Annotated in this window: 22 protein-coding genes; 6 read left to right on the forward strand and 16 right to left on the reverse strand. The window is 64.0% G+C overall.

Annotated features, from left to right (window positions below; translation table 11 throughout):
* Positions 1 to 33 precede the first annotated feature (33 nt).
* Positions 34 to 1,143: an LLM class flavin-dependent oxidoreductase gene (locus tag CVM52_RS08875; RefSeq protein ID WP_100162155.1), complete on the reverse strand. Its 1,110-nt coding sequence runs from the start codon at positions 1,141 to 1,143 to the stop codon at positions 34 to 36.
* A 297-nt stretch (positions 1,144 to 1,440) separates the two neighbouring features.
* On the opposite strand from CVM52_RS08875, the gene CVM52_RS08880 reads away from it, so the two are divergent.
* The 4 genes from CVM52_RS08880 (at position 1,441) to CVM52_RS08895 (ending at position 5,307) form a co-directional block, all read left to right on the forward strand.
* Positions 1,441 to 2,364 (forward strand): LysR family transcriptional regulator, encoded by a 924-nt coding sequence (locus CVM52_RS08880; RefSeq protein ID WP_100162156.1) that lies wholly within the window; start codon positions 1,441 to 1,443, stop codon positions 2,362 to 2,364.
* A 337-nt stretch (positions 2,365 to 2,701) separates the two neighbouring features.
* Positions 2,702 to 3,886: a zinc-dependent alcohol dehydrogenase gene (locus CVM52_RS08885; protein ID WP_100162157.1), complete on the forward strand. Its 1,185-nt coding sequence runs from the start codon at positions 2,702 to 2,704 to the stop codon at positions 3,884 to 3,886.
* A 17-nt stretch (positions 3,887 to 3,903) separates the two neighbouring features.
* Positions 3,904 to 4,830, forward strand: a complete 927-nt coding sequence (locus tag CVM52_RS08890) for a dihydrodipicolinate synthase family protein (RefSeq protein WP_172720957.1) — start codon at positions 3,904 to 3,906, stop codon at positions 4,828 to 4,830.
* Positions 4,831 to 4,842: 12 nt separating this feature from the next.
* Complete coding sequence (locus CVM52_RS08895; protein ID WP_100162159.1) at positions 4,843 to 5,307, forward strand: cupin domain-containing protein; 465 nt, start codon at positions 4,843 to 4,845, stop codon at positions 5,305 to 5,307.
* A gap of 35 nt (positions 5,308 to 5,342) precedes the next feature.
* On the opposite strand, the gene CVM52_RS08900 is transcribed toward CVM52_RS08895, so the two are convergent.
* The 5 genes from CVM52_RS08900 to CVM52_RS08920 all read right to left on the reverse strand — a co-directional run bounded on the left by CVM52_RS08900 (position 5,343) and on the right by CVM52_RS08920 (position 9,482).
* A complete protein-coding gene (locus CVM52_RS08900; RefSeq protein ID WP_172720958.1) occupies positions 5,343 to 6,206 on the reverse strand; it encodes an NAD(P)-dependent oxidoreductase in 864 nt (287 codons plus the stop codon).
* Positions 6,199 to 7,059 carry an NAD(P)-dependent oxidoreductase gene (locus tag CVM52_RS08905; protein WP_100162161.1) on the reverse strand — a complete coding sequence of 287 codons (861 nt, stop codon included), beginning with the start codon at positions 7,057 to 7,059 and terminating at the stop codon, positions 6,199 to 6,201. Before CVM52_RS08905 ends, CVM52_RS08900 begins: the two co-directional genes overlap by 8 nt.
* Positions 7,056 to 8,126 carry a Gfo/Idh/MocA family protein gene (locus CVM52_RS08910; RefSeq protein ID WP_100162162.1) on the reverse strand — a complete coding sequence of 357 codons (1,071 nt, stop codon included), beginning with the start codon at positions 8,124 to 8,126 and terminating at the stop codon, positions 7,056 to 7,058. The genes CVM52_RS08905 and CVM52_RS08910 overlap by 4 nt, the downstream gene beginning before the upstream one ends.
* A 110-nt stretch (positions 8,127 to 8,236) precedes the next feature.
* Entirely contained in the window at positions 8,237 to 8,914 is a 678-nt protein-coding gene (locus CVM52_RS08915; protein ID WP_100162163.1) for a FadR/GntR family transcriptional regulator, read from the reverse strand.
* Between the two features lie 163 nt (positions 8,915 to 9,077).
* Positions 9,078 to 9,482, reverse strand: a complete 405-nt coding sequence (locus CVM52_RS08920) for a cupin domain-containing protein (protein WP_100162164.1) — start codon at positions 9,480 to 9,482, stop codon at positions 9,078 to 9,080.
* A 64-nt stretch (positions 9,483 to 9,546) separates the two neighbouring features.
* On the opposite strand from CVM52_RS08920, the gene CVM52_RS08925 reads away from it, so the two are divergent.
* On the forward strand, positions 9,547 to 10,593 hold the full coding sequence (locus CVM52_RS08925; RefSeq protein WP_100162165.1) for an Ldh family oxidoreductase: 1,047 nt from the start codon (positions 9,547 to 9,549) through the stop codon (positions 10,591 to 10,593).
* Positions 10,594 to 10,676: 83 nt separating this feature from the next.
* Here the strand turns inward: CVM52_RS08925 and CVM52_RS08930 are convergent, their stop codons facing one another.
* The 9 genes from CVM52_RS08930 to CVM52_RS08970 form a co-directional block, all read right to left on the reverse strand.
* Positions 10,677 to 11,645: a Bug family tripartite tricarboxylate transporter substrate binding protein gene (locus CVM52_RS08930; RefSeq protein ID WP_100162166.1), complete on the reverse strand. Its 969-nt coding sequence runs from the start codon at positions 11,643 to 11,645 to the stop codon at positions 10,677 to 10,679.
* A 63-nt stretch (positions 11,646 to 11,708) separates the two neighbouring features.
* Positions 11,709 to 13,196: a tripartite tricarboxylate transporter permease gene (locus CVM52_RS08935; protein ID WP_100162167.1), complete on the reverse strand. Its 1,488-nt coding sequence runs from the start codon at positions 13,194 to 13,196 to the stop codon at positions 11,709 to 11,711.
* A gap of 33 nt (positions 13,197 to 13,229) precedes the next feature.
* Positions 13,230 to 13,748: a tripartite tricarboxylate transporter TctB family protein gene (locus CVM52_RS08940; RefSeq protein ID WP_172720959.1), complete on the reverse strand. Its 519-nt coding sequence runs from the start codon at positions 13,746 to 13,748 to the stop codon at positions 13,230 to 13,232.
* 68 nt (positions 13,749 to 13,816) lie between these two features.
* On the reverse strand, positions 13,817 to 14,770 hold the full coding sequence (locus CVM52_RS08945; protein WP_100162169.1) for a TRAP transporter substrate-binding protein: 954 nt from the start codon (positions 14,768 to 14,770) through the stop codon (positions 13,817 to 13,819).
* Positions 14,767 to 15,897, reverse strand: a complete 1,131-nt coding sequence (locus CVM52_RS08950) for a Gfo/Idh/MocA family protein (protein WP_100162170.1) — start codon at positions 15,895 to 15,897, stop codon at positions 14,767 to 14,769. The genes CVM52_RS08945 and CVM52_RS08950 overlap by 4 nt, the downstream gene beginning before the upstream one ends.
* Before the next feature lie 28 nt (positions 15,898 to 15,925).
* On the reverse strand, positions 15,926 to 17,416 hold the full coding sequence (locus CVM52_RS08955) for a tripartite tricarboxylate transporter permease (protein WP_100162171.1): 1,491 nt from the start codon (positions 17,414 to 17,416) through the stop codon (positions 15,926 to 15,928).
* 3 nt (positions 17,417 to 17,419) lie between these two features.
* On the reverse strand, positions 17,420 to 17,983 hold the full coding sequence (locus CVM52_RS08960; protein ID WP_172720960.1) for a tripartite tricarboxylate transporter TctB family protein: 564 nt from the start codon (positions 17,981 to 17,983) through the stop codon (positions 17,420 to 17,422).
* A 78-nt stretch (positions 17,984 to 18,061) separates the two neighbouring features.
* A complete protein-coding gene (locus CVM52_RS08965; protein WP_100162173.1) occupies positions 18,062 to 19,177 on the reverse strand; it encodes a tripartite tricarboxylate transporter substrate binding protein in 1,116 nt (371 codons plus the stop codon).
* A 208-nt stretch (positions 19,178 to 19,385) separates the two neighbouring features.
* The gene (locus CVM52_RS08970; RefSeq protein WP_100162174.1) at positions 19,386 to 20,291 is read right to left on the reverse strand and encodes an AEC family transporter; all 906 of its coding nucleotides are present in this window, start codon (positions 20,289 to 20,291) and stop codon (positions 19,386 to 19,388) included.
* Positions 20,292 to 20,826: 535 nt separating this feature from the next.
* Here CVM52_RS08970 and CVM52_RS08975 point away from each other — a divergent pair.
* Entirely contained in the window at positions 20,827 to 21,846 is a 1,020-nt protein-coding gene (locus CVM52_RS08975) for a Gfo/Idh/MocA family protein (RefSeq protein ID WP_100162175.1), read from the forward strand.
* Positions 21,847 to 22,114: 268 nt separating this feature from the next.
* Here CVM52_RS08975 and CVM52_RS27445 read toward each other — a convergent pair.
* A partial coding sequence (locus CVM52_RS27445) for a calcium-binding protein (RefSeq protein WP_370741448.1) occupies positions 22,115 to 23,256 on the reverse strand: 1,142 nt, incomplete at its 5' end.

The following is a 23,256-nucleotide window of genomic DNA, read 5'->3' on the forward strand; positions in this document are numbered from 1 at the left end:
AAGCGGGCGCAGGGCGCCGCGCTGGTGCAGCGGTTACGCAGCGACGGTGATGGGTTCCGCCTTGGTGGCCTCTTGCAGCAAGGGCAGCACCTTCTCGCCCATCAATATCATGCTGCGGCGGCCGAGGTCGTAATCGGTCCAGTCATGGCCGGCATAGACCAGATGTTTGAACGGTCCGGTTTCTTCGCGCAGGGCAAGGATCTGATCGGTCACCGATTGCGGATCGCCATGGATCACCAGCCGGTCCAGGACGTAATCCAACGTGACCGCGTCGTCCGGCATGTTCTGATCCTCTTTGAACAGGTTCAACCGCCCGCCTGCGCGCATCTTGGTCAGCAATTGGGAATAGTACAGCACATAGGGGCTGCCCGGATCGCGCGCATAGGCCCGCGCGGTTTCCTGATCGTCGGCGACGCAAATGTTCTTTGCCACGCGCCAGTCGGCGTAATCCGGGGTGATCCCGGCCTTCTCGCAGCCCTCGACGTATTTCGGCCAGTGGGTGGCGGCCCATTTCGGCAGCAGGAAGTTGCCCGATATCGGCTGCCAGCCGCGCTCGGCCATGGCGCTGACGCCCTTGGAAAACGGCGCGACGGCGGTGCCGACGATCGGAGGATGCGGGTCCTGATAGGGCTTCATGATATCGCCCTGACCGATCTCGGGCATCATCGTGCGGGCGGTGGAAATCTCCCAGAACTTGCCCTTGAGGTCATACGGAGCCTGCCCCTTCCAGATGTCGAGCACCATGTTGATGCTTTCGACGAACATGGCGTTGCGGTCCTTGTCGATCGAACCGAAGACCTCGGCATCCGACATCAGCCCGCCGGGCGAGATGCCGAAATTGAGCCGGCCCTCGAGCATGTGGTCGAGCATCGCCACCTCGGCGGCGATCCGCGCCGGATGCGAGTTCGGCATGTTCACTGTGCCGGTGCCAAGGCGGATCTGCTTTGTCTCGTAGGCCAGGCTGGCCAGGAAGGCCACGCAGGACGTGATGATCTCGGCCTGATCGGTGGTGTGTTCACCGCAATAGGCTTCGGCATAGCCCAGCTGATCGGCCAGGATAAACGCCTCACGGTCTTCCGCCAGGCTTTGGGAATATGGCTTTCCCAGCGGGTGAATCGGCATCGTGAAGAACGACAGTTTCATAAGGGCCCTCCGTGGCTTTGAACGTCACTGTGGCGCAGGCAGGCCATTTGAAAAACTGAAACTTTCTGATGCGCGCCATCTGGTTTTCAGATAGGAAACGGTCCCAAGACAGGGCTGGCACGACGGTGCAATTCGCAGGACCGAACCAGAAGTTGACCAGCTGAGAGTCCCAAAAATCGCAACGGAATAACATTGCAACCCGGTGTGCGCCCCGATCGGCCCGGTTTTGGCCCGTTGACCCTTCAGAGCGACAAATAGTAATCTCCATTTGCTATAAAAAAAACGGATAGGCGTTTCATGAAGCTCCAGCAGCTGCGCTACTTCACGGCGGTCTATGAGCAGGGCTCGTTCTCGGCCGCGGCGGAACAGGTAAACGCCACCCAGTCCGGTCTTTCGATGCATGTCAGCCAGATCGAGAAACGGTATGGTGTGCAATTGTTCGAACGCAGCTCCTCTGGCGTGGCACCAACCGAAGCAGGCCGGTCCTTTTACAAGGAGGCGGTGAAGGTCATAGCCGCGGCCCGCCATGCCGAAGACCGGCTGCAAGTGCTGTCAAAAGCGGTTGTCGGTCACGTGCATGTCGGCCTGATGCCTACCTTCACCCGCGCGGTGCTGTCCTCGGTCCTGCTGCGATTTTCCAAAGAGTATCCAGAGGTGCGCCTGTCGATCTCCGAGGCCTATTCCGGCGCGTTGGCACAGGACGTGTCAGAAGGCCGGCTGGATTTCGCCGTGGTGCCGACCTCGTTCGACCTGAGCGAAACGCTGCTTTCCACGCCGATGGGCACAGATCGCGAATGTTTCGTCTGCGCGGTGGGCCGGCCATTACCGATCCGCAACGGGGGCGTGATCCTGGCGGAACTCGGGGCGCTGAAACTGGTGTTGCCCGGGGCGGCGAATGCGCGCCGCCAAAGAGTCCAGGCCTATCTGGATTTGAACGGGATCGAAGTGCAGGATGTGCTGGAACTCGACACCATGCATGGCACGCTCGACCTGGTGGCGCGGTCGGACTGGGTGTCGATCCTGCCAAGCATCCTGTGCCTGCCCGATCTGGACGGGACGCGACGCCAGGTGGTGCCGCTGGTCGAACCGGCGCTGAACGTGAACTACATGCGCATCCAGACCCGCAAGCGCCCCCTGAACATGGCCGCGCAGGCCTTTGCCGACATCCTGCAGGAAGAGCTCAACTCGGCGCTTGAAATCACCCCGATGGCTGTCAGCTGACCAGCCGGGTCTCATCACCTGACATCATTGGCAACTCGACCGCGGCCGGGCGTTCCCGGGCCCAATCGCCTGAGAAGTGACCAAGCCTTTATTGCGCCGGCCAGAAGCCGCGCGCGGCCTGCGCATGGGCGATCACGCAGGTCGTGAAAGCGCTTTCGCGACAGGCAATTCAACCAATTGGTAAACCAATTTGAGGGAGGAAACCGCTTTCCTCGCCATATTATTCGTGATTTTTCGCGCATATCGCGATAAAATACTTGCCCGAAAGGTCGATTCCACCACATCTGAACTTACCGAAGACAACCAAAATTGGTTGACCAAATCTAGGAAGCCGCAGATGCCTGATGATGCAACCAACACCCCCGATCCCGGACACGCCGCCAAGATCGACCCGTCCGCCCCCCTGCCCGAGACAATGCGCGCCTGGGTTCTGGGCGGCCCGGAGGAATTGAGCCTGCAGGAAAAACCGCTGCCGCGCCCCGGCAAAGCCGAGGTGCTGGTGCGTGTCGACGCGGTGGCGATTTGCGCGACCGACCTGGAGATCCTGAAATACGGCACGCCTGCGCTGATCGAGGGCGGCCCACCGTTCCACAAAAACTTTACGCCCGGCCATGAATACATGGGCACGGTTGCCGCGCTTGGCCCCGGCGTCGACGAATTCGCCGTGGGCGACCGGGTGACGGTCGAGATCCATGCCGGCTGCGGCCAGTGCAAGCGCTGCCGGATGGGCATGTACACCTCGTGCCACAACTACGGAAAGAATTACGGCGACCAGAACAAGGGGCACCGTGCCAATGGCTTTACCACGGATGGTGGCTTTGCCGAATACGCGGTGAACAACATCAACACGCTGATCCCTGTGCCGGACACCATGTCGGATGAGGAGGCAACCCTGGTCGTGACTGCCGGAACCTCGATGTATGGCCTGACCGAGCTGGGCGGGCTGGTTGCCGGCGAGAGCGTCGTGGTGATCGGCCCCGGCGCCATCGGCCTGCTGGCGGTCGCCGTGGCCAAGGCGCTTGGCGCGGCACCGGTGATCCTGGTCGGCACGCGGGAGAGCCGCAACGCCATCGGCCGCAAGCTGGGCGCGGATCACGTGATCGACGCGCGCAACGAAGATGTGGTTGCCCGCGTCAAGGAACTGACCGGAAACGGCGCCGATTATGTGGTCGACTGCGCCGGCACCGAGACGACGGTCAACCAGTCGGTGCACATGACCAATCGCGGCGGACGAATCTGCCTGGCCGCGTTCCCGAAATCGGCGGTCAGCTTTGACCTCGGCGCCCTTGCCGTGAACAATATCTATCTCTACGGCATCCGCGGCGAAGGGAAATCCGCGACGCATCGCGCCATGGCCTTCATGCAGGCCGGGCGGTTCGACGCCAGCCAGATCCACACGCATACCTTCCCGTTGGAAGACCTGCCCGAGGCGCTGCGCTATGCCCGCGACCGGGTGGACGACGCCATCAAGGTGGTAGTTTCGACGCGGCCGGGCCTCGCCGGCGGCGCCAAGGCCAGATGACATCCGGAGACGAGACAATGAGCAAGGCAAGACAGGGCATTTACGCCGCTGCGATCACCCCATTTCAGGAAGACGGCAGCGTCGACCAGGCCAAACTGGTGACCTATTGCCGTCACCTGCTGACCGAGGGCGGCTGCGACGGCGTCGCGCCCACCGGCACCACCGGCGAAGGCACCTCGGTCGCGATGACCGACCGGCTGGCACTGCCCGCAGCCTTTGCCGAGGCCGGCTTCGCCCCCGATCAAGTGATCTTTGGCACGGGCGCGCCCTCGGCACAGGATTGCGTTGCGTTGACCCGCGCCGCCTGCGAGGCCGGTTTTGTCAACGTGCTGGTGCTGCCGCCCTATTATTACAAATCGCCCACGGATGACGGTGTCTTCGCCTATTACGCCAATCTGGTGGACAAGGTCGGCCGCGACGACCTGCGTATCTACCTTTACCATTTCCCGCAGATGTCGGCCGTCCCGCTATCCACCGCGCTGGTCACCCGGCTGCGCGAGGCGTTCGGCCCGGTGATCGCCGGGCTGAAAGACAGCAGCGGCGACTTTGCCCAAAGTCGGGCCTTTGTCGAGGCAACCGGCGGCGTGGCCGCTGGTTTCGACGTCTATCCCTCGTCGGAGGCGTTCCTGTGGGATGGTCTGGACATCGGGACCGCGGGCATCATTTCAGGCTCGACCAACCTGTTCGGCGCATTGGCGCAGAAGGCCTGCCGCGCACCTGCCGGGCCGGCGCGCGACGCCGCAATGCAGGCGGTCAGCGCGGCCCGCGGGGTGGCGTCGAAATATCCCCTGATGGCCGCAATGAAAACCGCCGCCGCCTGGCGCACCGGCGATGATGGCTGGCTGCGCATGGCACCACCGCTGGTGCCGCTGTCTGCCGAGATGAAAGCCGCCTTCCGCGCCGACCTCGACGCGCTGAACGTCACCGCTGATCCCGTTAGTTGAGAGGAGATACAGATGAGCACCCTCACCCACGGCCCCGACCACGTCGAAACCAACCCCGATCCGGCCGCCTTCGCCCACTGGCCCGAAGGGCTGCACGAAGAGATGCTGCGCGATGCCGACAACGGCTGCGTCGGCTCGGTTCTGGTGTCGGAAACGCCGACCATGCGGATCTGGCACCTGCGCATCGCACCGGGCAAGCGCTGCCGCTTTCACCGCCATGTAAACCGCTATTTCTGGACCGCACTGGTGCCGGGCAAGGCGCGCGGATATTTCTCGTCTGGCGAAATCAAGGATGTCGAACACTACCAGGGCGAGACCAAGCATTTCGACTATGGCGAAGGCGACCAGATGCTGCATGCGGTCGAGAATATCGGCGAAAGCGAACTGATCTTCACCACGGTCGAATTCATTGACGGCCCGAACCGTCCGCTTCCCGTTCCCGACAGCGTGCGACTGGCACCGCGCGACGGTCATTGACCCCGACGCCCCGGCCCACTGGCCGGGGCGCTTTTTCATTCTGGGCGGCTGCGCGAGATCGGCAGCAATACCGCGGCATTGTCGAGATCGCCCTCGCCCGCCGCCAGCGCCGCCTGCATCATTTGCAAATAGGTTCGGGCAAAGGGCAACCCCTGCCCCGCCGCCGCCGCGCCATCGAGGATCAGCGTGAAATCCTTGGCCGATTGCGCGATCCGCCCCTGAGGACTGAACTCGCGCCGCGCCATCTTGGCCCCCTTGCTGTCCATCACCGCGGACTGCGCCGCGGACGCCCGCGCAAGGTCAAGAAAGCGCTCGGCATCAAGCCCGAGTTTTTCGGCAAACACCAGACCTTCGGCCAGCGCCGCCCGGTTCAGGCCAAGCACCAGGTTGATCGCCAGCTTGGCGCGATTGCCGTTGCCGATCGGGCCCACATGCCGCCGCGCCATCGCCACCGCGTCCAGCACCGGCGCAATCCGATCTGCCGCGCCGGGATCGCCCGCCAGGATCAGCAGCGCAGTCCCTTCGGCCAGCGCGCGGCTGGTGCCCGAGACCGGCGCTTCGATCAGCGTGATGCCCTTGGCCGCCGCCTGCCCGGCCAAGCCCGGCATCTGATCCGGGTCGCAGGTCGACACAGAGACCAGCACCGCCCTGCAATCCGGCGCGGTTCGGATCAATTCGGCCAGCTGGCCGGTATCGAAGACGCAGGAAAACACGACATCTGATTGCCAGACGTCGCGCGGAGCACCGGCCCTGCCGCCGAGGCCGGCAAGTTCTGCACAGCGCGACGCGTCCGGATCATGGCCGACCACCGGAAAACCCGCCGCGCATAGGCGCCGCGCCACGGCGCTGCCAATCAGGCCAAGCCCGAACAGGCCGACCGTCGGCACCGGATCAGCCATCACGCACCTGTCGCGCCAGTTCGTCGAACATCGGGAACAGGTGGGAAAAGTCGGTTTCGGCCGCGCCCTGGGCAAGCGCCGCGGCCAGCAGATCATGGGTCAGCCCGGTATAGGCCGCCGGCCCTTCCATCGCCGCAGCAAACCGACGGGCCAGGCCCAGATCCTTTTCCAGATTGGCAATCCGCGACCGGGCGTTCATCGTACCGCCCAGGATGTCGCGCGGAAACCGCACCTCGGTCACGAAGCTGCGGGCATTACCGGCATTCAGCACCTCGACCACGCGATCGACCTCCAGCCCTGCTTTGCCGGCCAGCGTCAGCCCCTCACAGGTGGCCATGAACGCACTGTGCAGGATCAGGTTATGCACCAGCTTGGTTGCGTGCCCCGAACCGACCGGCCCCATGTGGAACCGCTTGTGCGAAATCCGGTCCAGCACCGGAGCAATACGCCCGATGGTCTCGGCCTCACCCCCCATCATCAGCGTGAGGTTCCCGGCATCCGCCCCCGCTGCGCCGCCGGTCATGGCGGCGTCAACATAGGCCACGCCGGATCCGGCCAGGCGTGCGGCCAGGGCCGCGCTCTCTTCCGGGTGCGATGTGGTCAGATCGACAATCACCTGCCCGGCGCGGCAGGGCGTTTGCTCCAATATTTCGGCGATCTGCGCGGTGCCCGGCACGACGAACAGCACGATATCAGCCGCCGCGATGTCCGAGCCAACCGCCTGCGACAAGCCGGCCGCGGCCCGCTGATCCGGATTTGCATCCATTGCCGCATGCAGCAAACCGGCCCGATCCAGACAGCGGGCGATCCCCCGCCCCATCTGGCCCAGACCGACGACGGCGCTGGTTGTCATTGCGCCGCCTTGATATCCGCCAGCGTGGCCATGGCGTAATTCGACAGCGGCAGGTCCACCGGCTCGCCGATGGCGGCCGAAATATCCGCCGCCAGATAGCTTTCCATCACCATCCGCGCGTGATCGGCCGAAACCAGCGGATCACGGTCCAACAACACGGATTCAAGGAAATGCAGCGTTTCCGGGCCCATCTGCCCGGCATACATATGGTCGACATGTTCGCCCGGCATCGTCGACATCGGAAACTGGGTGTGCCCTTCGACGGTGTTCAGCCAATTGTCGCGCGAGGTATCGTCAAGGATCAGCGCGCCGTCGGTGCCGGTGATCTCGATCCAGGTGGCGCAATAGTTGGGATAGCTCGGCGGCAGGTTCCAACCGCCGCCGATCACCACCAGCGCGCCGTTGTCCATGTTGACCGTGTTCCACATGCAGTCGTAGGAGCCGTTCAGCTCCTTCATGAAGCCATAGGCGCCCTGCGAGTAGACCTTCACCGGCTTGGCATCCAGCAGCCAGTAAACGAAATCGAGATCATGGGTGGATTCCATCGCCGCCGGTGACAACTTGACCCGATTGGCGATCCGCGACCCGAGGCTGCGCGACAGGTGACGACTGACCATGACATTGACGATCTTGCCCAGCTTGCCTTCGGCGATGGCCTTCTTGGCCCAGGCAATCTTGGGGTTGAAGCGCTGGGAATAGCCGATGGTGAACTTCACCCCTTTCTCGCGGGCGATGTTGATCAGGTCATCGGCTTCGGCCAGCTCCATCGCGATCGGTTTTTCCAGCAGGACATGTTTGCCAGCCTTCAGGCAATCGCGCGCGATCGGGTAATGCGTCGGTTCCGGCGTGGTCGAGATATAGACCACCTCGATTGCCGGGTTGCTGACGATGTCCTGGTAATCCATCGTGGCGCTTGCAGGATTGGTCAAGGCCTTCATCTCGTCCAGCCGCTCGGGCCGGATTTCGCAGATATGCAACTTGTCCACCAACGCCGATTTTGCGAGCGATTCAGCCCGCATACCGCCGCACCAGCCGGTGCCGATCACCGCGACTTCCACCTGTCTCACAAGGCGCCTCCCCTCACGTCAAGTCATTGAAATAGAAACTACGTTCCAAGCCGCACCACCGCCAACAAGCTTTTCTGATGCCGGCCATACGAACTGTTGAAGCGGCGGGCTCAGCCCGCGGCCCCCATCAGGGCCAGCGTGGATTTCAAATGCGCCCGCATGGCCGCCTCCGCCACCGCGCCGTCGCGTTTTTCGATCGCGTTCAGGATCGCATCATGCTCGGCGAAGGAATGATAGTTCGGCTCCGGGCCCGGCGCCGAGGTATTCAGCCGACGCCACACCACCACCAGCCGCACGCCGTTCAGAATGCGGTGCAACGACTGAAGCAGCGCATTACCCGAGGCCACGGCGATGATTTCGTGAAACACCCCATCCAGCGCCTCATAGGCCGACCAGGTCGTGGCGGCGCGCATATCCTGCCCAAGCCGGCGCAATTCGCGCAGATGGCGCGGCGTAGCGTGCATCGCCGCCAGGCGGGCGATTTCGGGCTCGACGGCCAGGCGCGCCTGCATAGCTTCGATCGGGCCGGTGGTCTCGGCCAGCATGGCAATGGTCTGATCGATACTTCCCGACCGGGACGAGCGTGCGGGACGGGCCAGGAAGGTGCCCCGCCCGACATGGCGTTGCAACGTGCCCTCGGCCTCGAGGACCAGCAACGCCTTTCGCAGCTCGGCCCGCGTGACTCCCAGCGTCGCGCACAATTCGCGCTCGGGCGGCAGCCGCGCCCCTTCGGACAGGCCGGCGCCGCCGATCCAGTTGCGAAGGCGGACCAGGATCTTATCACTCATTGGTTTACCAAAACTCCGGCACTTGACTATTTCCGAATGGGTTTTCCTCCATTTTACTTTGATATTTTGTCAAAAGTCGAGGAATTATGCAGCCACGCAATGGGATTCCCCCACAATGGTAAACCTATTTGACCCCCACAACCCACCGTCGCGCGCCGCCGTGTCAGACCTGATCGCGCGGCGACATGTGGGCGACCGTTTCGCCGGTTTCGACGAAAGTGCGCGTCACCTCGCGGGCGCCGTAGATCCAAAGGATCGTCAAGGTGCCGGCGCCGGTATTGCGAAAATAATGCGGCACCTCGGCCGGCACATAGGTGGTGTCCATCGGGCCAAGCTGCATCACCTGGTCGCCGATGCGCGCCTCGGCCTGCCCAGCCAGGATCGTGACCTGCTCTGCACAATTATGGGTATGCAGCGGCGCCGCACTGCCGGCGGGAAACACCGTGGTGCCGGTGGTAAACGGCGCCTCCGGGTCGGTGGCGCGGCCCACCATCAACCGGGTTTCAACGCCATCCCCGCGCGCGAAGGGCGCAATCGCCTCGTATCTCACGATGGTTCCGTTCGTCATCTTTGTCCTTTCCCTTCACCTGACGCCTCCGGCGTCGTTTTCACCTCGAACACGGGAGCATCCCATGCCCAATCTCATTCCTGCGACCGACCTGTCGGCCTTCGTGTCCCGCTGCCTCACGGCCTGCGGCATGCCCGAGGGCGATGCGGCGAAAGTGGCCACCTTGATGACGCGGGCCGATCTGATGGGGCAGGACGGTCACGGGGTGTTCCGCCTGCCGATGTATGTGAGACGCATCCTGGCGGGCGGCATGAACCTGACGCCCAGTTTTGCCCTGCTGCAGGATCGGCCCGCCAGCGCGCTGGTTGATGGCGACAACGGCATGGGCCATCTCGTGATGCAGCACGCAACGGAATTGGCCATGGAAAAGGCGCGTAAAACCGGCGTTGCCTGGGTGGGCGCGCGCCAATCCAACCATGCCGGACCGGCCTCGCTTTATGCGATGCTCCCGGCGCAGGAGAACATGATCGGCCTGTATCTTGCCGTTGGCAGCGCCAACCACATGCCGCCTTGGGGCGGGACCGACTTGCTGCTCAGCACCAACCCGATCGCCGTGGCCGTTCCCGCGCTTCAGTTTCCGCCCATCGTTCTCGACATGGCGACCACGGTCGCCGCCTATGGCAAGGTCAAGACCGCCGCGCAGCGGGGCGAGCCCATGCCCGAGGGTTGGATGATCGACCGTGACGGCAAACCGCTGACCGACCCGGCCCGCGCCGCCGAAGGCTTTCTGCTGCCGATCGGTGGCGCCAAGGGGTACGGGCTGTCGCTGATCTTCGGCATCCTCGCCGGCGTTCTGAACGGCGCAGCCTTTGGACGCGACGTGGTGGATTTCAATGCCGATGCCGAGACGGTCACCAATACCGGCCAAGCAATCTTGGTGCTGGATATCGCAGCCTTTACGGATCCCGCCCGTTTTCGCGCCGATATCGACGATGTCTGGCGGCAAATGAAATCCTCCGAGCGGATGACGGGTGTCGACGAGATCCGGCTGCCGGGGGAACGGCTGCACCGGGTCATGGCAAAGCGCACGGCAGACGGCATCCCCTTGCCGGGCGCGCTGCAAGAAAGATTGGCCACATTGGCAACCGAACTGGGCGTCGCGCCGCTGTAAGCGGGCGTCATGCGAAAGGCGCCGGGCGAACCGCCCGGCGCCTCTGCCGTCACCGTCGCCGGTAAGGCTGCGGCGGCCAGTCATTACTGGGAGGTCAGGTTTTTAACCAGTTCCTGGTAATCCTCGGCCTGCTGCTCGCGCAGTTTCTGATATTCTGCCCCGGTCATATGGTCGACGCTCTCGCCGAGGCGGCTCATCAACTTGGCGAAGGTTTCGTCCTTGCTCATTTCCTCGAAGGCTACGGTCAGCTTGTCCACCACCTCTTGCGGAGTGCCGGCAGGGGCCAGGACAAAGCGGTGCATGAAGCCGATATCGCCGGTGATGCCCACTTCCGAGAAGGTAGGCACACCCTCGTAGAGCGGGGTATCCCCGGCCGTGGCCAGAACGCGGATCTTGCCCGCCTCCAGCAATTCACCGATGGCCGAGGGGAAGGCCAGCGTCACGTCGGAATCGCCCGAAAGCAGCGATTGCAAAGCGGGTCCGCCTCCCTGGTAGGGCACCAGGTTCACGACGAAATCCAGTTTCTTCATGATCTGGGCCGCCGGGACGAAGAAAGCACCCCAGTTGCCGGAATGGCCCAACTGCAGCTGACCAGGCTCGGCCTTGGCCGCCGCCACCAGCTCTTCAAAGGTCTGATAGGGGCTGTCGGCGCGCACGATGATCGACACCGGCGCATAGTTCACGCGCGCAATCGGAACGAAATCCTTCATCGGCTCGTAAGGCACGCTTTCGACATATTGCTGAAGCATGTCGATGTAGTTGTGCGTGAAAAGCAGCGTATAGCCGTCAGCCGGCGACCGCGCCACTTCCTGCGTGCCCTTCTGTCCTCCGGCGCCGGGTGTCAGCCGAACGATCATCGCCTGCCCCAGATAGCTCGGCACGATCGAGGTGATGATGCGCGCGTTCAGGTCATGCGACCCGCCCGCGCCCAGTGGGATCACCATCGTGACCGGCTTCTCGGGATATTCCGCCTGCGCGGCGGATGGCCCGGTCAGAACGACACCGGCCGTGGCGAGCGCGAAAAGCGCGGCTTTGGTCAATGATTTTAGCATGGTTTCTTTCTCTCTCCCTTGGTTATACGGCGGCGCGGACCAACCGCGCCGCCCAGTATCAGTTCAGGCTGCCACGGGCGCCTTGTGGTACAGCCGCTTCCACAGCAGGTACCCCAGCACCGGTGTCACCAGCAGCACGGCCAGCGCCCCGGTCCTTTCCGTTAGGAAGAAACCCAGCGTGTTGCCGTTCGACATCGCCGCGGTCTGACCGAAGGCGTATTCCATCGACGGCCCCAGGATGAAGCCCATCACCATCGGCATGACATCGAATTTCGCGGCCTTGGCGACGATCCCGAACAGGCCGAATGCCACCAGGATCAGCAGGTCGACCGGGTCCGAGCGATAGACATAGGTGCCCGCGAACGAGAACATGATTACCAGCGGGATCAGAACCGAGGTCTTGATGGTCACCAACCGGGAAAAGAACGGGATCGACAGATAGCCGATGATCAGGAACAGCAGGTTCGCGATCACCATGGCCACCAAGATGGCAAAAACGGTGGCTCCCTGCTCTTCGAACAGCTGCGGGCCGGGGCGCAGGCCCTGCGCCACGAAGGCCCCCAGCAAGATCGCCGTCACGTTGTCGCCGGGTATGCCCAGCGTCAGCAGCGGCACCATCGTCGGACCGTTCACCGCGTTGTTCGCGGCCTCGGCGGCGGCAACGCCTTCCAACTCGCCCTCGCCGAACGTCTCGGGATGTTTCGAGGCGTTCTTGGCAGCGGAATACCCCAGCATGGCGGCCACGATCTGGCCCAACCCCGGCACGATGCCCACCGCGGTGCCGATCATCGTGGACCGGCCGATGGTTCTAAAGCAGCGGCGCAGTTCGGACAGGGTCAGCCGCTCGCCCATCAGCGCGGCCAGCTTGCGGCCCTTTTCGTTGCGCAGCACCACCGAGGTAACCTCGGGCAGCGCAAAGACACCGATCAGCATCGGCAGCAGCGGAATGCCGGATTTCAGGTCAAACAGGCCAAAGGTGAACCGTTCGACCCCGCCCAGCGGATCGGTGCCGATAAAGGACAGCCACAGGCCAAGCATCATCATCATGAGGCTTTTGAGCGGGTTTGCCCCCGAGGTAGCGGCGATGATGATCAGGCTCATCAGCAGCACGGCAAACAGCTCGGGCGGGCCGAATTGCATGACCAGATAGGCAATCGGGAAGATCATCAGGATCGTGAAGATGTCGCTGGCCGTGTCGCCAAAGACCGACGCGGTCAGAGCCATGTCCAGCGCCTTTCGCGACTGTCCTTTCTGGGTCAGCTTATAGCCGTCACGCGATGTCGCAACCGAGGCCCCCGTGCCGGGCATCGAGATCAGGATCGCCGGAACGCTCCCGCCAAATATACCGCCCTTGTAGATACCCAGAAGGAAGGGAATGCCGACAATCGGGTCGAGGAAGAAGGACACCGGAAGCAGGATCGCCATTGCCATCAGCGTGGTAAATCCAGGCAAAGCACCTACCAGCATCCCGGCAAACAAGCCGATGCTCATCAACGCAATTGTGTCGAAGCGCATCGCAAGGGCGAGGCCTTGGGTAAATTGTTCGATCATTCGGACCTCCCGGTCACAGCTGGAATTGCGGCGTCAGAAAGGAAGCAGGCGGGCATAGGCCATCTCGATCACGTCCAGTTCGGGCAGCGAGACCACCAGCAGTTGCGTCGCGCCAAGATAGAGCAGCACCGGCGCCACCAGCGCCACCAGCCCGATCTGCACGGGCGACCGCGCGCCCATCTGCAGCGAGATCAGCGTGGTTGTGATCGCGGTCGAGATCAGGAAACCAAATGGCGCCATCGTGACTGCATAGAAAATCATGATTCCGAACAAGGTTGCGGCGCGCAGCCATTCGCCGCGGGTCAACCCTTTGCCGGCCGGCTCGGCCGCGCCAATGCGGATCACCACCAGCGCCAGGGCGCAGATCACCGCAAGCAGAAAAAGAACGATGCTGGGAAACAGGCTGGGCGTGATCGCCGACAGCGTGCGACCGAACAGAACCTTTGGCGCCGCGACGAGCGAGGACATGAAGATCAGCGACAGCGTGGAGGCGACCAGCAGTGACAGGGTGGTCAGGGTTTCCGGTGTCGGAGTAAGAAATTTCCGGCTCATGTCAGGTCTCCTGAAGATATGTCCGGGCGAGGTTGCGGCCGGGCCGCGGTCGGAATTGGTCAGATCGCTCATGACAGGGGCTCCGGTTGCGCGCCACGCGCGGTGTCGAACAGGTCCAGCAGATCGGGGGCAAGCCGCGCGCGGCTGCGGGACAGCTCAGGTGCGAGCGCGTCGCGAAACTTGTCCCGCTCTGCATCGCTCAGCGGCACCAAGACGACCCCTGCCCGCTGCAATTCGCTTGTGCAGACTTCATCCTCTTCCAGCGCCAGCGCGCGTTGAACGCGCTCAGACTCGCGAACGGCCTGGGCGACGGCCTGCCGTATCTCGGCCGGCCAGCCGGACAGCGCCGCACGGTTGAACAACACCAGCGCGATGCCCAGAAGATGCCCGGTCATGGTAACACAACGGTGGGTTTCATGCAGGCCAAAGCGGAAGATGTTGGTAAGCGGGTTCTCCTGGGCGTCGATCTCGCCCCGCGCCACGGCGCCGGCCAAATCTTTGACGTCGATCACCCGCGGCACAAACCCGAGGGCGCGGAACAAACGCTGGTGATCCTCATTGGCAAGCGTGCGCAGGCTCAGCCCTGCGCAATCCACCGGCCGCCGCACCGGCCGCGCTGCGGTCGAGATGTGCCGTAGCCCGTTGTCCCAGACGCCCAGAACGCTGAACCCCGTACGTTCGGCGACATCTGCCCCCAAGCGCGCGCCAAGCGCCCCGTCGAGCAGCGCAAAGGCGCCGGCGCGGTCGGGCACCGCGAAATGCTGATCGAACAGCGACAGCGACGGCACCCGCCCGGCGAGGTAGCTGGAGGAAAAATAGCAGGCATCCAGCTTGCCCCGTTCGGTCAGGTCCAGCAGATCGGCGGCCTTGTGACCCTGTTCGGTCACATTGCGCTGCAGCTCCACCTGGACCTCGCCGCCGGTCAGATCGTCCAGCGCGGCGGCAAAGGCCTCCATACCGCGGGTATGCACCGATTCCGGCCCCTGGTAGCCGCCAAACCGGATGCGAAACGCGGCCTTCATCCGGCAAGTTCCCGCATCAGTTCCTCGGGATCGGCCGGCAGCGCCACCGGCGCACCGCGTTTGGCCGACAGGTCCATCGCCATCGTCATCAGCAGATTGCGATGCCCGTCAGCCGCGGTGGCGTGGGGGGTGCGCTGGCCGGCATAGACGCGCTGGAACCAGGCATTGGTCTCTTCTCGCATCGGCCCCCACAGCTGGCCGATATGCAGATCACCCGGCGGATAGCTGGTCAGGAAATCCACGTGCCGGGGCGGTGCTACAAAACCGTCCGGCACATAGCCGCCACCCTGCGGCACCTCGCTGGCCAGCACCACGTCGCGATGGGTGTCCTCGATGTCGATCACACCCTTGTCGCCGACGATTCCGATCTCGATGCCATAGACGGCACCGGGCCAGACTTCGGGCAGCGCCCAGCTGATGTTCATCGACCAGATGGTGCCATCGGTCATCGTGAACACGCCAAAGGTCGAATCCTTGGTGCCGTGCTTGCTCAGCACCTTGTCGCAGGACTGGGCGAAGACCGACGCGGGGGTCTTGCCCTCCATCAGCCACATCGACATGTCCAGGCTGTGCGTTCCCGACACCACCATCGGTGTCAGCGTCGCGCGCTCCTGGGTGCGGCGCGTGGTGGCGATCGGCACCATGCGGTTCATGAAGGCGCGGGTCACGACGGAATGCACATCGCCGATCTGCCCGGTGATCAGCTTTTCCTTGATCGCCAGAAACCGGCGGCGGAACCGCTGGGTATAACCAACCACCGCGTCGATCTCCGCCGCCTCGATCGCGGCCAGGATCTGCGCGGATTGCCGCGCGTCGGTCGCCAGCGGCTTCTCGATGAACAGGTCATGGCCCTTCTCGATGGCCAGCATCGTCGGGTCGAAATGAAAGTTTTCGTCCGTTGCGATGATCGTGGCGGTCACCTCGGGGCGGTTCAACAGCTCCCGGTAGTCATTGGTGAAGAAATCGGCCGAGATGTCATCGGCCAGCTTTCGCCCGATATCCGACTTCACATCGCACAGCCCGATCCAGCCCACCCCGGGAAAGGCGCGCGCCAGTTCGGCGCGGATTCTGCCGATGGTGCCGCATCCAACGACGGCAAGTCCGATTTCCTTACGTTTCGATGTCATGTTGTCTTTCCTTTTTGCCGCAGGCTGTTCAAGCGGCTGCAGTCTGTTGTCTTGATGCGCGCAGGCCGCGCAGGATGCCTTCGATCACCACGAACAGGACCCCTGCCATCAGCACGGTTCCAATCCACTGCGAGAGGATGAAGCCGACGCTCTTGTCTTCGAACACAAGCAGGGCGCGGCGCAGGTTTTCATCCGCGAGCGGGGCGAGGATGACGCCCAGAACAATCGGTGCCACGGGGAAGTGGAACCGCGTCAGCCCCCAGCCGGCGATGCCCGCCGCGAACATCACCCAGACGTCGAACATCGACAGCTTTACCGAATAGGCGCCGACCACGCAGACCGGGATGATCAGCGGCATCAGGATGCCACGCGGCAGGCTGAACAGCTTGATGCAGGGTTTGATCAGGGCAAAGGCGGCCAGGTACATCAGCACGTTGGCGATGATCAGCGCGCCGTAGATGAAGTAGATCAGCCCCGGATGGTCGACCTCGATCGTGGGGCCCACGGTGACGTTCTTTAATGTCAGCGCAGCCAGCAGGGCGGCCGCCGCGGCGTTGCCGGGGATACCGAGCGCCAGGGTCGGCAACATCGATCCGCCGATATTGGCGTTGTTCGAGGTCTCGGCGCAGACCAGCGCCTGGTAACTGCCCTTGCCCCATTGCGCCGCCTCCTCGCGCGAGGCGCGGCGGCGACCGATGTCATAGGCCAGGAACGAGGCGACATTGGCACCCGCTCCCGGGATCGCACCGATCACCGCGCCCATCACGCCGGAACGCAGCGCCGCAGGGGAATAGCGCGCCAGCCGCCGCAGCGGCGGAAAGATGCGGCCAACCTCGCCCGGGATGGTCGGCGCGCTGTCCGAGGGCAGAGTCCGCAGGATCTCGGCCAGACCGAACAGGCCGATCAGCACGGCAACATAGGAAATCCCGTCATACAGCATCGGGCTGCCGAAGGTGAAACGCGGCACCGCGTGGATCTCGTCCAGCCCGACCAGCGCGATGAGAATACCCAACCAGCCTGCGATCCAGCCCTTGAGCGGCATTGCCCCCGCCGCCATCGACCCGGAAACCATGATCCCGATCACGGCAAGCCAGAACATCTCCCACGAACGGAAATTCAGCGCGAAACTCAGGATCAGCGGAATGAACAGGATCAGCAGCACGATGCCCACGGTGCCGCCGACAAACGAGGCGGCGATCGACATGCCAAGCGCCTGCCCGCCTTCGCCCCGCTGAGCCAGGGTGTGGCCCTCGATCATCGTCGGCACCGCGTCGGGCGTGCCGGGGATGTTGATCAGGATGGCAGAAATCGCCCCGCCGAAAACCGACCCGGTATAAACCCCCAGCATGAAGCAGATCGACACCTGCTGTGACATGCCCGCCGACAACCCGATGAGAAGCCCCATCGCCATCGTGGTCGACAAGCCCGGAAGCGCGCCCCAGATGATGCCCAGACAGACCCCCGCGAGGGTCATCGCCAGCAGCACCGGCGACATGAGCTGAAAAAATGCGTCCAACATCGATTAGAAGCCTCCCGGCAGGGGAATGTGGAACAGAACCTGGAAGGCGAGTGACAGCGCCAGTGTCCAGCCGACCGAAACCAGCGAGGTGATCCAGAGCGGCCCGCGCCAGCTGGTATGAATAAGCGCCGTCAATGCGATGATGGTCACCGGCTCGAAGGCGGACAGCGTCAGCGGCACGCTGCCAATGTCGAAGTACAACTGGAAGGCCAGCAGTTGCAGCGCCAGAAGATAGGTGGCGATGGTCAACGCCAGTGCCAGCGTGCGACGGTCCTCGGCACGGTTTCCGAAGTCACTTTCGCCGGTTTCCCCGGCACGGTGACGCCGCAGTGCCGACAGGCCCAGAAGTCCCGCCATCACCGCCAGCGAGGCGGCCGCGAGGAACGGCAGCAGGCCCGGTGCGGTCAGCACCGCACCCGGCACCGGAAGCAGCAGAGACGCCACCATGACCAGGCCGGAGAGCGCCAAAAGCACGCCCGCCGCGATGAGATCGAGAAGCGGCGCTGCATATCCTGCATTGGCGTCCTCGCCCTCGAACGAAACGGTCTGCGGCTGAGACTGCGACATAAAAACAGCTCCTTGCTGGAGGTGCGGCATGTGCCGGGCCAGGCCAGTTGCGAGGCCCGGAACATGGTTGCGAACAGATCAGGAAATCGGCGGCGGCGTGTAATCCGCGGGCGGCCACCAGCTTTCGAAATCTTCTGGCGCCGGCAGGCCCAACTCGGCCGCGGTTTTGACCTCGGCTCCGATGGCTTCCTTGTTCTTGTTGAAGATATCGACGGTGACCGTCTCCATCAGCGCGCCCTGACGGTCAGCAGCTTCACCGACCAGCACGTCCAACTCGAAGAACTGCCGTTCCATCATCTCGCGGAACCCCTCCGAGGAAGCGGCGGCGCGGAAGGCATCGGCCAGTTCCTGGAGAATTTCAGGCGGCAGGTTGCGCTGAACCATGAAGTTGTAGGTCGCACCCACCGGCAGCAGCTTCTGAGCTTCGGGGATGATGCCCCCGATCGACGGCAGCACGGTTCCGTCCGGCAGGGTGACATCCGAGGCACGGGCGTGGCACAGGTTGCGCAGCTCGCCCGTCCGGATCAGATCTATATGTTCGTGCAGGCCACCGCCGGCGATATCCACCTCGCCCTGAAGCCCGGCCAGGGTGGCCGGCTGCCCCCCTTTGTAAGGCACATATTTCAGCTCGATCCCGGCAATATTGGCCAGGATCAGCGACACTTCGTGCCAGACGCCGCCAGTGCCCGAGGTCGAGATGGTGACCGAACCGGGATTGGCGCGCGCGGCGTCGATCACGTCCTGCATCGACTGGAACGGAGAATCCTTGCGCACCGACCAGCTGGCCGGGGCATTGGCCGCCTTCATCGGCAGCCAGTCCCGCCACGGCACGAATTCCGCATGCCCCAGCACCCGGACGAACCGGTTGTAATTGGCCGCGCCCAGCAGGGTATAGCCATCGGGGCGCGCGGCGGCGACGAATTGCGTCGCCACGCCGCCGACCGCACCCGGTTTGTTGATCACATTGATCGTCCAGCCCTTGGCGCGCGACATCTCTTCGGCCAGCTTGCGCATGATGGCATCGGTGCCGCCCCCCGCGGCATACATCACCACCAGGGAGATCGGGCGCCGCGGCCAGGTCTGCGCCCACGCCGGCGCCGGGATGGTGATACTCAACGCGCCCATGCCCGCCATTGCCGCACCCCCTGCCAGGAATGCGCGGCGGCCTGCCGCTGTCTTTTTGTCCTTCGTCATGTTGTCCTCCCATGATGATCGGGCGCTTGAACCGCCCACCGCAACTATGCGGAATATCTTCCCCTAAGCAGGCCTCCGGATCTTATTGGTCTACCATTTTCCAGATTCCTCCCATCTCATTCTTACCCCAGCTCAGGGTTATCGCATAATTATTTGTCTTTTTCGGCGGCGTTTTTGCATGATTTGGTCCGAGCGGGCTCAGATTGGTTTACCAATGCAAGCCAGCCCCATCCGAAATCGCCAAAGCCGCCCAGATCAGCACCGGCAGGCAGGCAAAGGTCAGCAGCGTGGACACCACGACCGAACCGGCGACCTGCCCAGGGTTGCGGCCGAAGCGCTCGGCGAAGACATAGCTGACGATCGCCGTTGGCATCGTGGCCAGCAGGAACACCGTGCCGGCCGCCGCCCCGTTCAGATCCAGCACCGCGATGACCACGATGGCCGAGATCAACCCGATCACCAGCCGCCCGGACGCGACCAGCAGCGCCGGGCGCAGGTCGGTGATCTGCAACGAGGCCAGCGAACTTCCCAGCAGCAGCAGCATTGCGGGAATCATCATGCCGCCCAGCAGGCTGGTCGTGGTCAGCACCACCTGCGGCACCGGAATGGCGAACCAGGTGACCAGCAGCACTGCCAGCACCGAGTAGATCAGCGGCTGGCGCAGCAGTGCCCCAATCCGCAGCGACCCCGCATAGATCGACAGGCCCAGCGAATGCTGCACCAGGGCGACGACGAAGAAATACGCCACTCCCAGGCGCGAGCCCTCCTCGCCAAAGGCCAAAACCACCAGCGGCAGCCCCAAATTGCCCGAATTGGGCAGCATCAGCGGTGGCAGAAAGCTGCGCAGCGGCCCGCCTATCAGCTTGAGCGCGAGAATGCCCAACCCACCGGCCAGGCCGAGGCAGAACAGCGCCGCACCCGCCATCATGCCGATCGTTTCCACCGGCACCTGCAGCCCGGTCAAAGTGCTGAAGATCAGCGCCGGAGTGGCAACCATGATGACCAGGGTGCTGACCGTGCGGGCCTCGATATCGACCCCGAACCGCTTCATCACCCAGCCGATGGCGGTGATCGCCAGGGTGGGCAAGAGGATGTCGAGCATCTGAATCAGCATCGCCGCGGGGTCTCGCTCTGGATCGCAACGGGGGGACCGGCATCGCGCGGCGCGTCAGGCGATTCCGACATTCCCAGCCGCTCCGCACATGATCGGAGCAGATGCGAATGGACCTGCGCTGGCGGGCAATGCACCCGGCGCCAAAGGCGCGCGCGGCGAATACGGGCTTGCCCCGCTCGCATCGACTTCCCCGCCGGGTGTTTCCTTGACAGACATCAACGTGGCTCCTCCACTTGGCCCGGTGCCCCTCTGGCTCAGGTATGGAACCCGCCAGCGAGCATCAGAGCAGGGCTCGGTCTGCGACCCCGCGTGGAGTGAGAATGGCGATGAAAGGCCTTAAAGGGAAAATGTGTTTTATCGTGATAACTATCAATTTTCCTGATAGCGCCGAAGGCCCTGCAGTATCGGATTAATCAATGGAAGCCATCAGGTTATTTCATTTGTTCCGGTTGTTTCGGCACCGCTAACCTTAACGCGCGCCCGCACCGGAGGAGAGCGGACAGGCGCCCCTTTCCCTCAATTCCTGGAGAGCCTCATGACCGAAGCCGATCGAAACTTCACCGTCGCAATCGCCGGTTTCGGATGGTGGGGCCGTCATATCGCCCGTCGACTGGCCGGCCACGACTGGCTGAGGGTTGCCGGAATCGTGGAGCCTGCCACCGGCAACCATGCCGACATTTCGGAAATGGGCCTCGCGATCTGGACCGACCTGGCGGAACCGCTGGCGCTGGACGAGGTCGATGCAGTCATTCTGACCACCCCCAACACCCTGCACGAGGCGCAGATCGCGCAGGTCGCTGCCGCGGGCAAGCACGTGTTTTGCGAAAAGCCCCTGGGCCTGACCGCCGACAGCGCCCGCCGCTCGGTCCAGGCCTGCACCGAGGCCGGCGTGCAGCTGGGCATCGGGCACGAGCGCCGCTATGAACCCGCGATGCGCGCCCTGCGCGAAGCGCTGGACGCGGGTGAACTGGGTACGCTGATGCATGCCGAGGCCGCCTTCAGCCACGATAAGCTGATCCACGTCCCGGCCGATGACTGGCGCACCCGCAAAGATGTCTGCCCGGCCGCGGGGATGACCGCGATGGGGATTCATCTCAGCGATCTGATGCTGTCCTTCTTTGGTCCGGTTCGCGCCCTGCACGCCTTCACCGCCGACCGCTCGCTGGGCTGGGAAACCGGGGATGTGGTCAGCGTGCAGATGCAGTTCGAAACCGGGATGACCGCCACATTCAGCGCCGTGCTGCACACGCCCCATTTTATCCGCCTGCATGTGTTCGGCACCAGGCGCTGGGTCGAGATCCTCAACGACACCCACCCCGACACGCCCGGCGGCAAGGTTCGGATGCTGACCGCCGAGAGCGGCCAGCCGACCCGCCAGACCGATTTTGACTGGGACGACTCGGTCACCGCGAATATCGAAGCCTTCGCCCGCGCCGCCCGTGGAGAGGCGGAGTATCCTTTCACCACTGAGCAGATGGTGCACAATATCCAGATCCTCGAAGCGATTGCCCGCTCGGCCGAAACCGGCCAGGCGGTATTGCTGGCGGATGTCTGAGCAGCGTTTGCAGCGCGACGGCCGCGACGGCGTCCGGCCGGGCGGCCGATACCCCGAACCGCCCGCGGCCTGACACCGCCATCGCCGAGAACCGCGCGCCTGGTCGTCGTCAATCAGCCCGGCCCCGACAATCCGCGGCCGAGCGTGGCCGGGATCTCCCCGGGAAATGGCCCAAGAATTGCATGCGACGGCAGATGTTGCATTTGCCTAAAGCGCCAGGGCCGCCCGTTTGGGGCGGCCCTGGTGTTTGGTTTGGCCTGGTTCTGGTTCAGGTGAAGAAGAAGTCGTCGACGGAGAGGTCGGCCATGCGGGTGTTGAGCAGGGTGATGGTGCCGTCGCCGGTGTCGATGACGGTGTCATTGCCGACCTGGGAGATGCCGAGATCGTCGTAATCCAGCGCCGCGGTGGCGGTGCGGTCGATCCAGATCAGGTCCTCGCCGATGGTGAAGTCGGTGATCACGTCATTGCCATGGCCGTCGCCGAAGACGAAGATGTCGTCGCCGCCGCCGCCGTCGAGCCGGTCATTGCCGGCGCCGCCCTCCAGCAGGTCGTTGGACTTGCGGCCCAGCAGCGTGTCGTCGCCGTCGCTGCCCTCCAGCGCATCGGCGGCCTCGCTGCCGGTCAGGGTCAGGTTCGCCGGCGCCTCGGCCTGCTGCACCGCCGCCGTCACCGGCGCGGTGGCGGCGATGGTGACATCCGAGATGGTGCCGTCGAAGGTGCCCTTGTGGCCGGCGCTGCCGGTCTCGCTGGACCAGCCGATGGCGCCGATCTGCAGGTATTCGGCATTGCCCTGCCAGCTCATCTCCGAGGCGGCGGTGCCGATCAGCGTGCCGTTCAGCCAGGCCGCGACCTCGCCGTCGCCGAACTCGACCTGCAGGTCATAGCTGGTATGGGCGGTGATATCGGCCTCCAGGATCACGTCGCTGCTGCCATCCTGGAAGCGGATGCCGAGGCTGCCATTGGCGATGAAGATGGTGAAGTGATTGCCGTCGCCGCTGTAGCCGGCGGCATCCTTGGACAGGAGGCCGGTCCAGCCGCTGACCGTGTCGGCATTGAAGCTGAGCGCGATGATGCCCGCCTCCAGCGCCAGCTCCGCGGTCGGCGCCAGTTCGACCACGTCGATCGCGGTGCTGACCTCCAGCGCGCCGGCGCGGCTGAACACCACCTGCTCGCTCGCGATCTCGGCCGGGGCGCGGCTGCCGCCGCTGCCGCTGTCGGTGCCGGTGCCGGTGCCGGTGCCACTGTCGGTACTCGTGTCGGGCTCGGCAACCGGCTCTTCGGCGACCGGCGCGATGGTCGGGCCACTGCCGGTGTCCACCGCCAGCGGCGTCGTCGAGGCGATGGTGACATCCGAGATGGTGCCGTCGAAGGTGCCCTTGTGGCCGGCGCTGCCGGCCTCGCTGGACCAGC

This window comes from Pseudooceanicola lipolyticus (assembly GCF_002786325.1).
Taxonomy (GTDB): Bacteria; Pseudomonadota; Alphaproteobacteria; order Rhodobacterales; family Rhodobacteraceae; genus Pseudooceanicola_C; species Pseudooceanicola_C lipolyticus.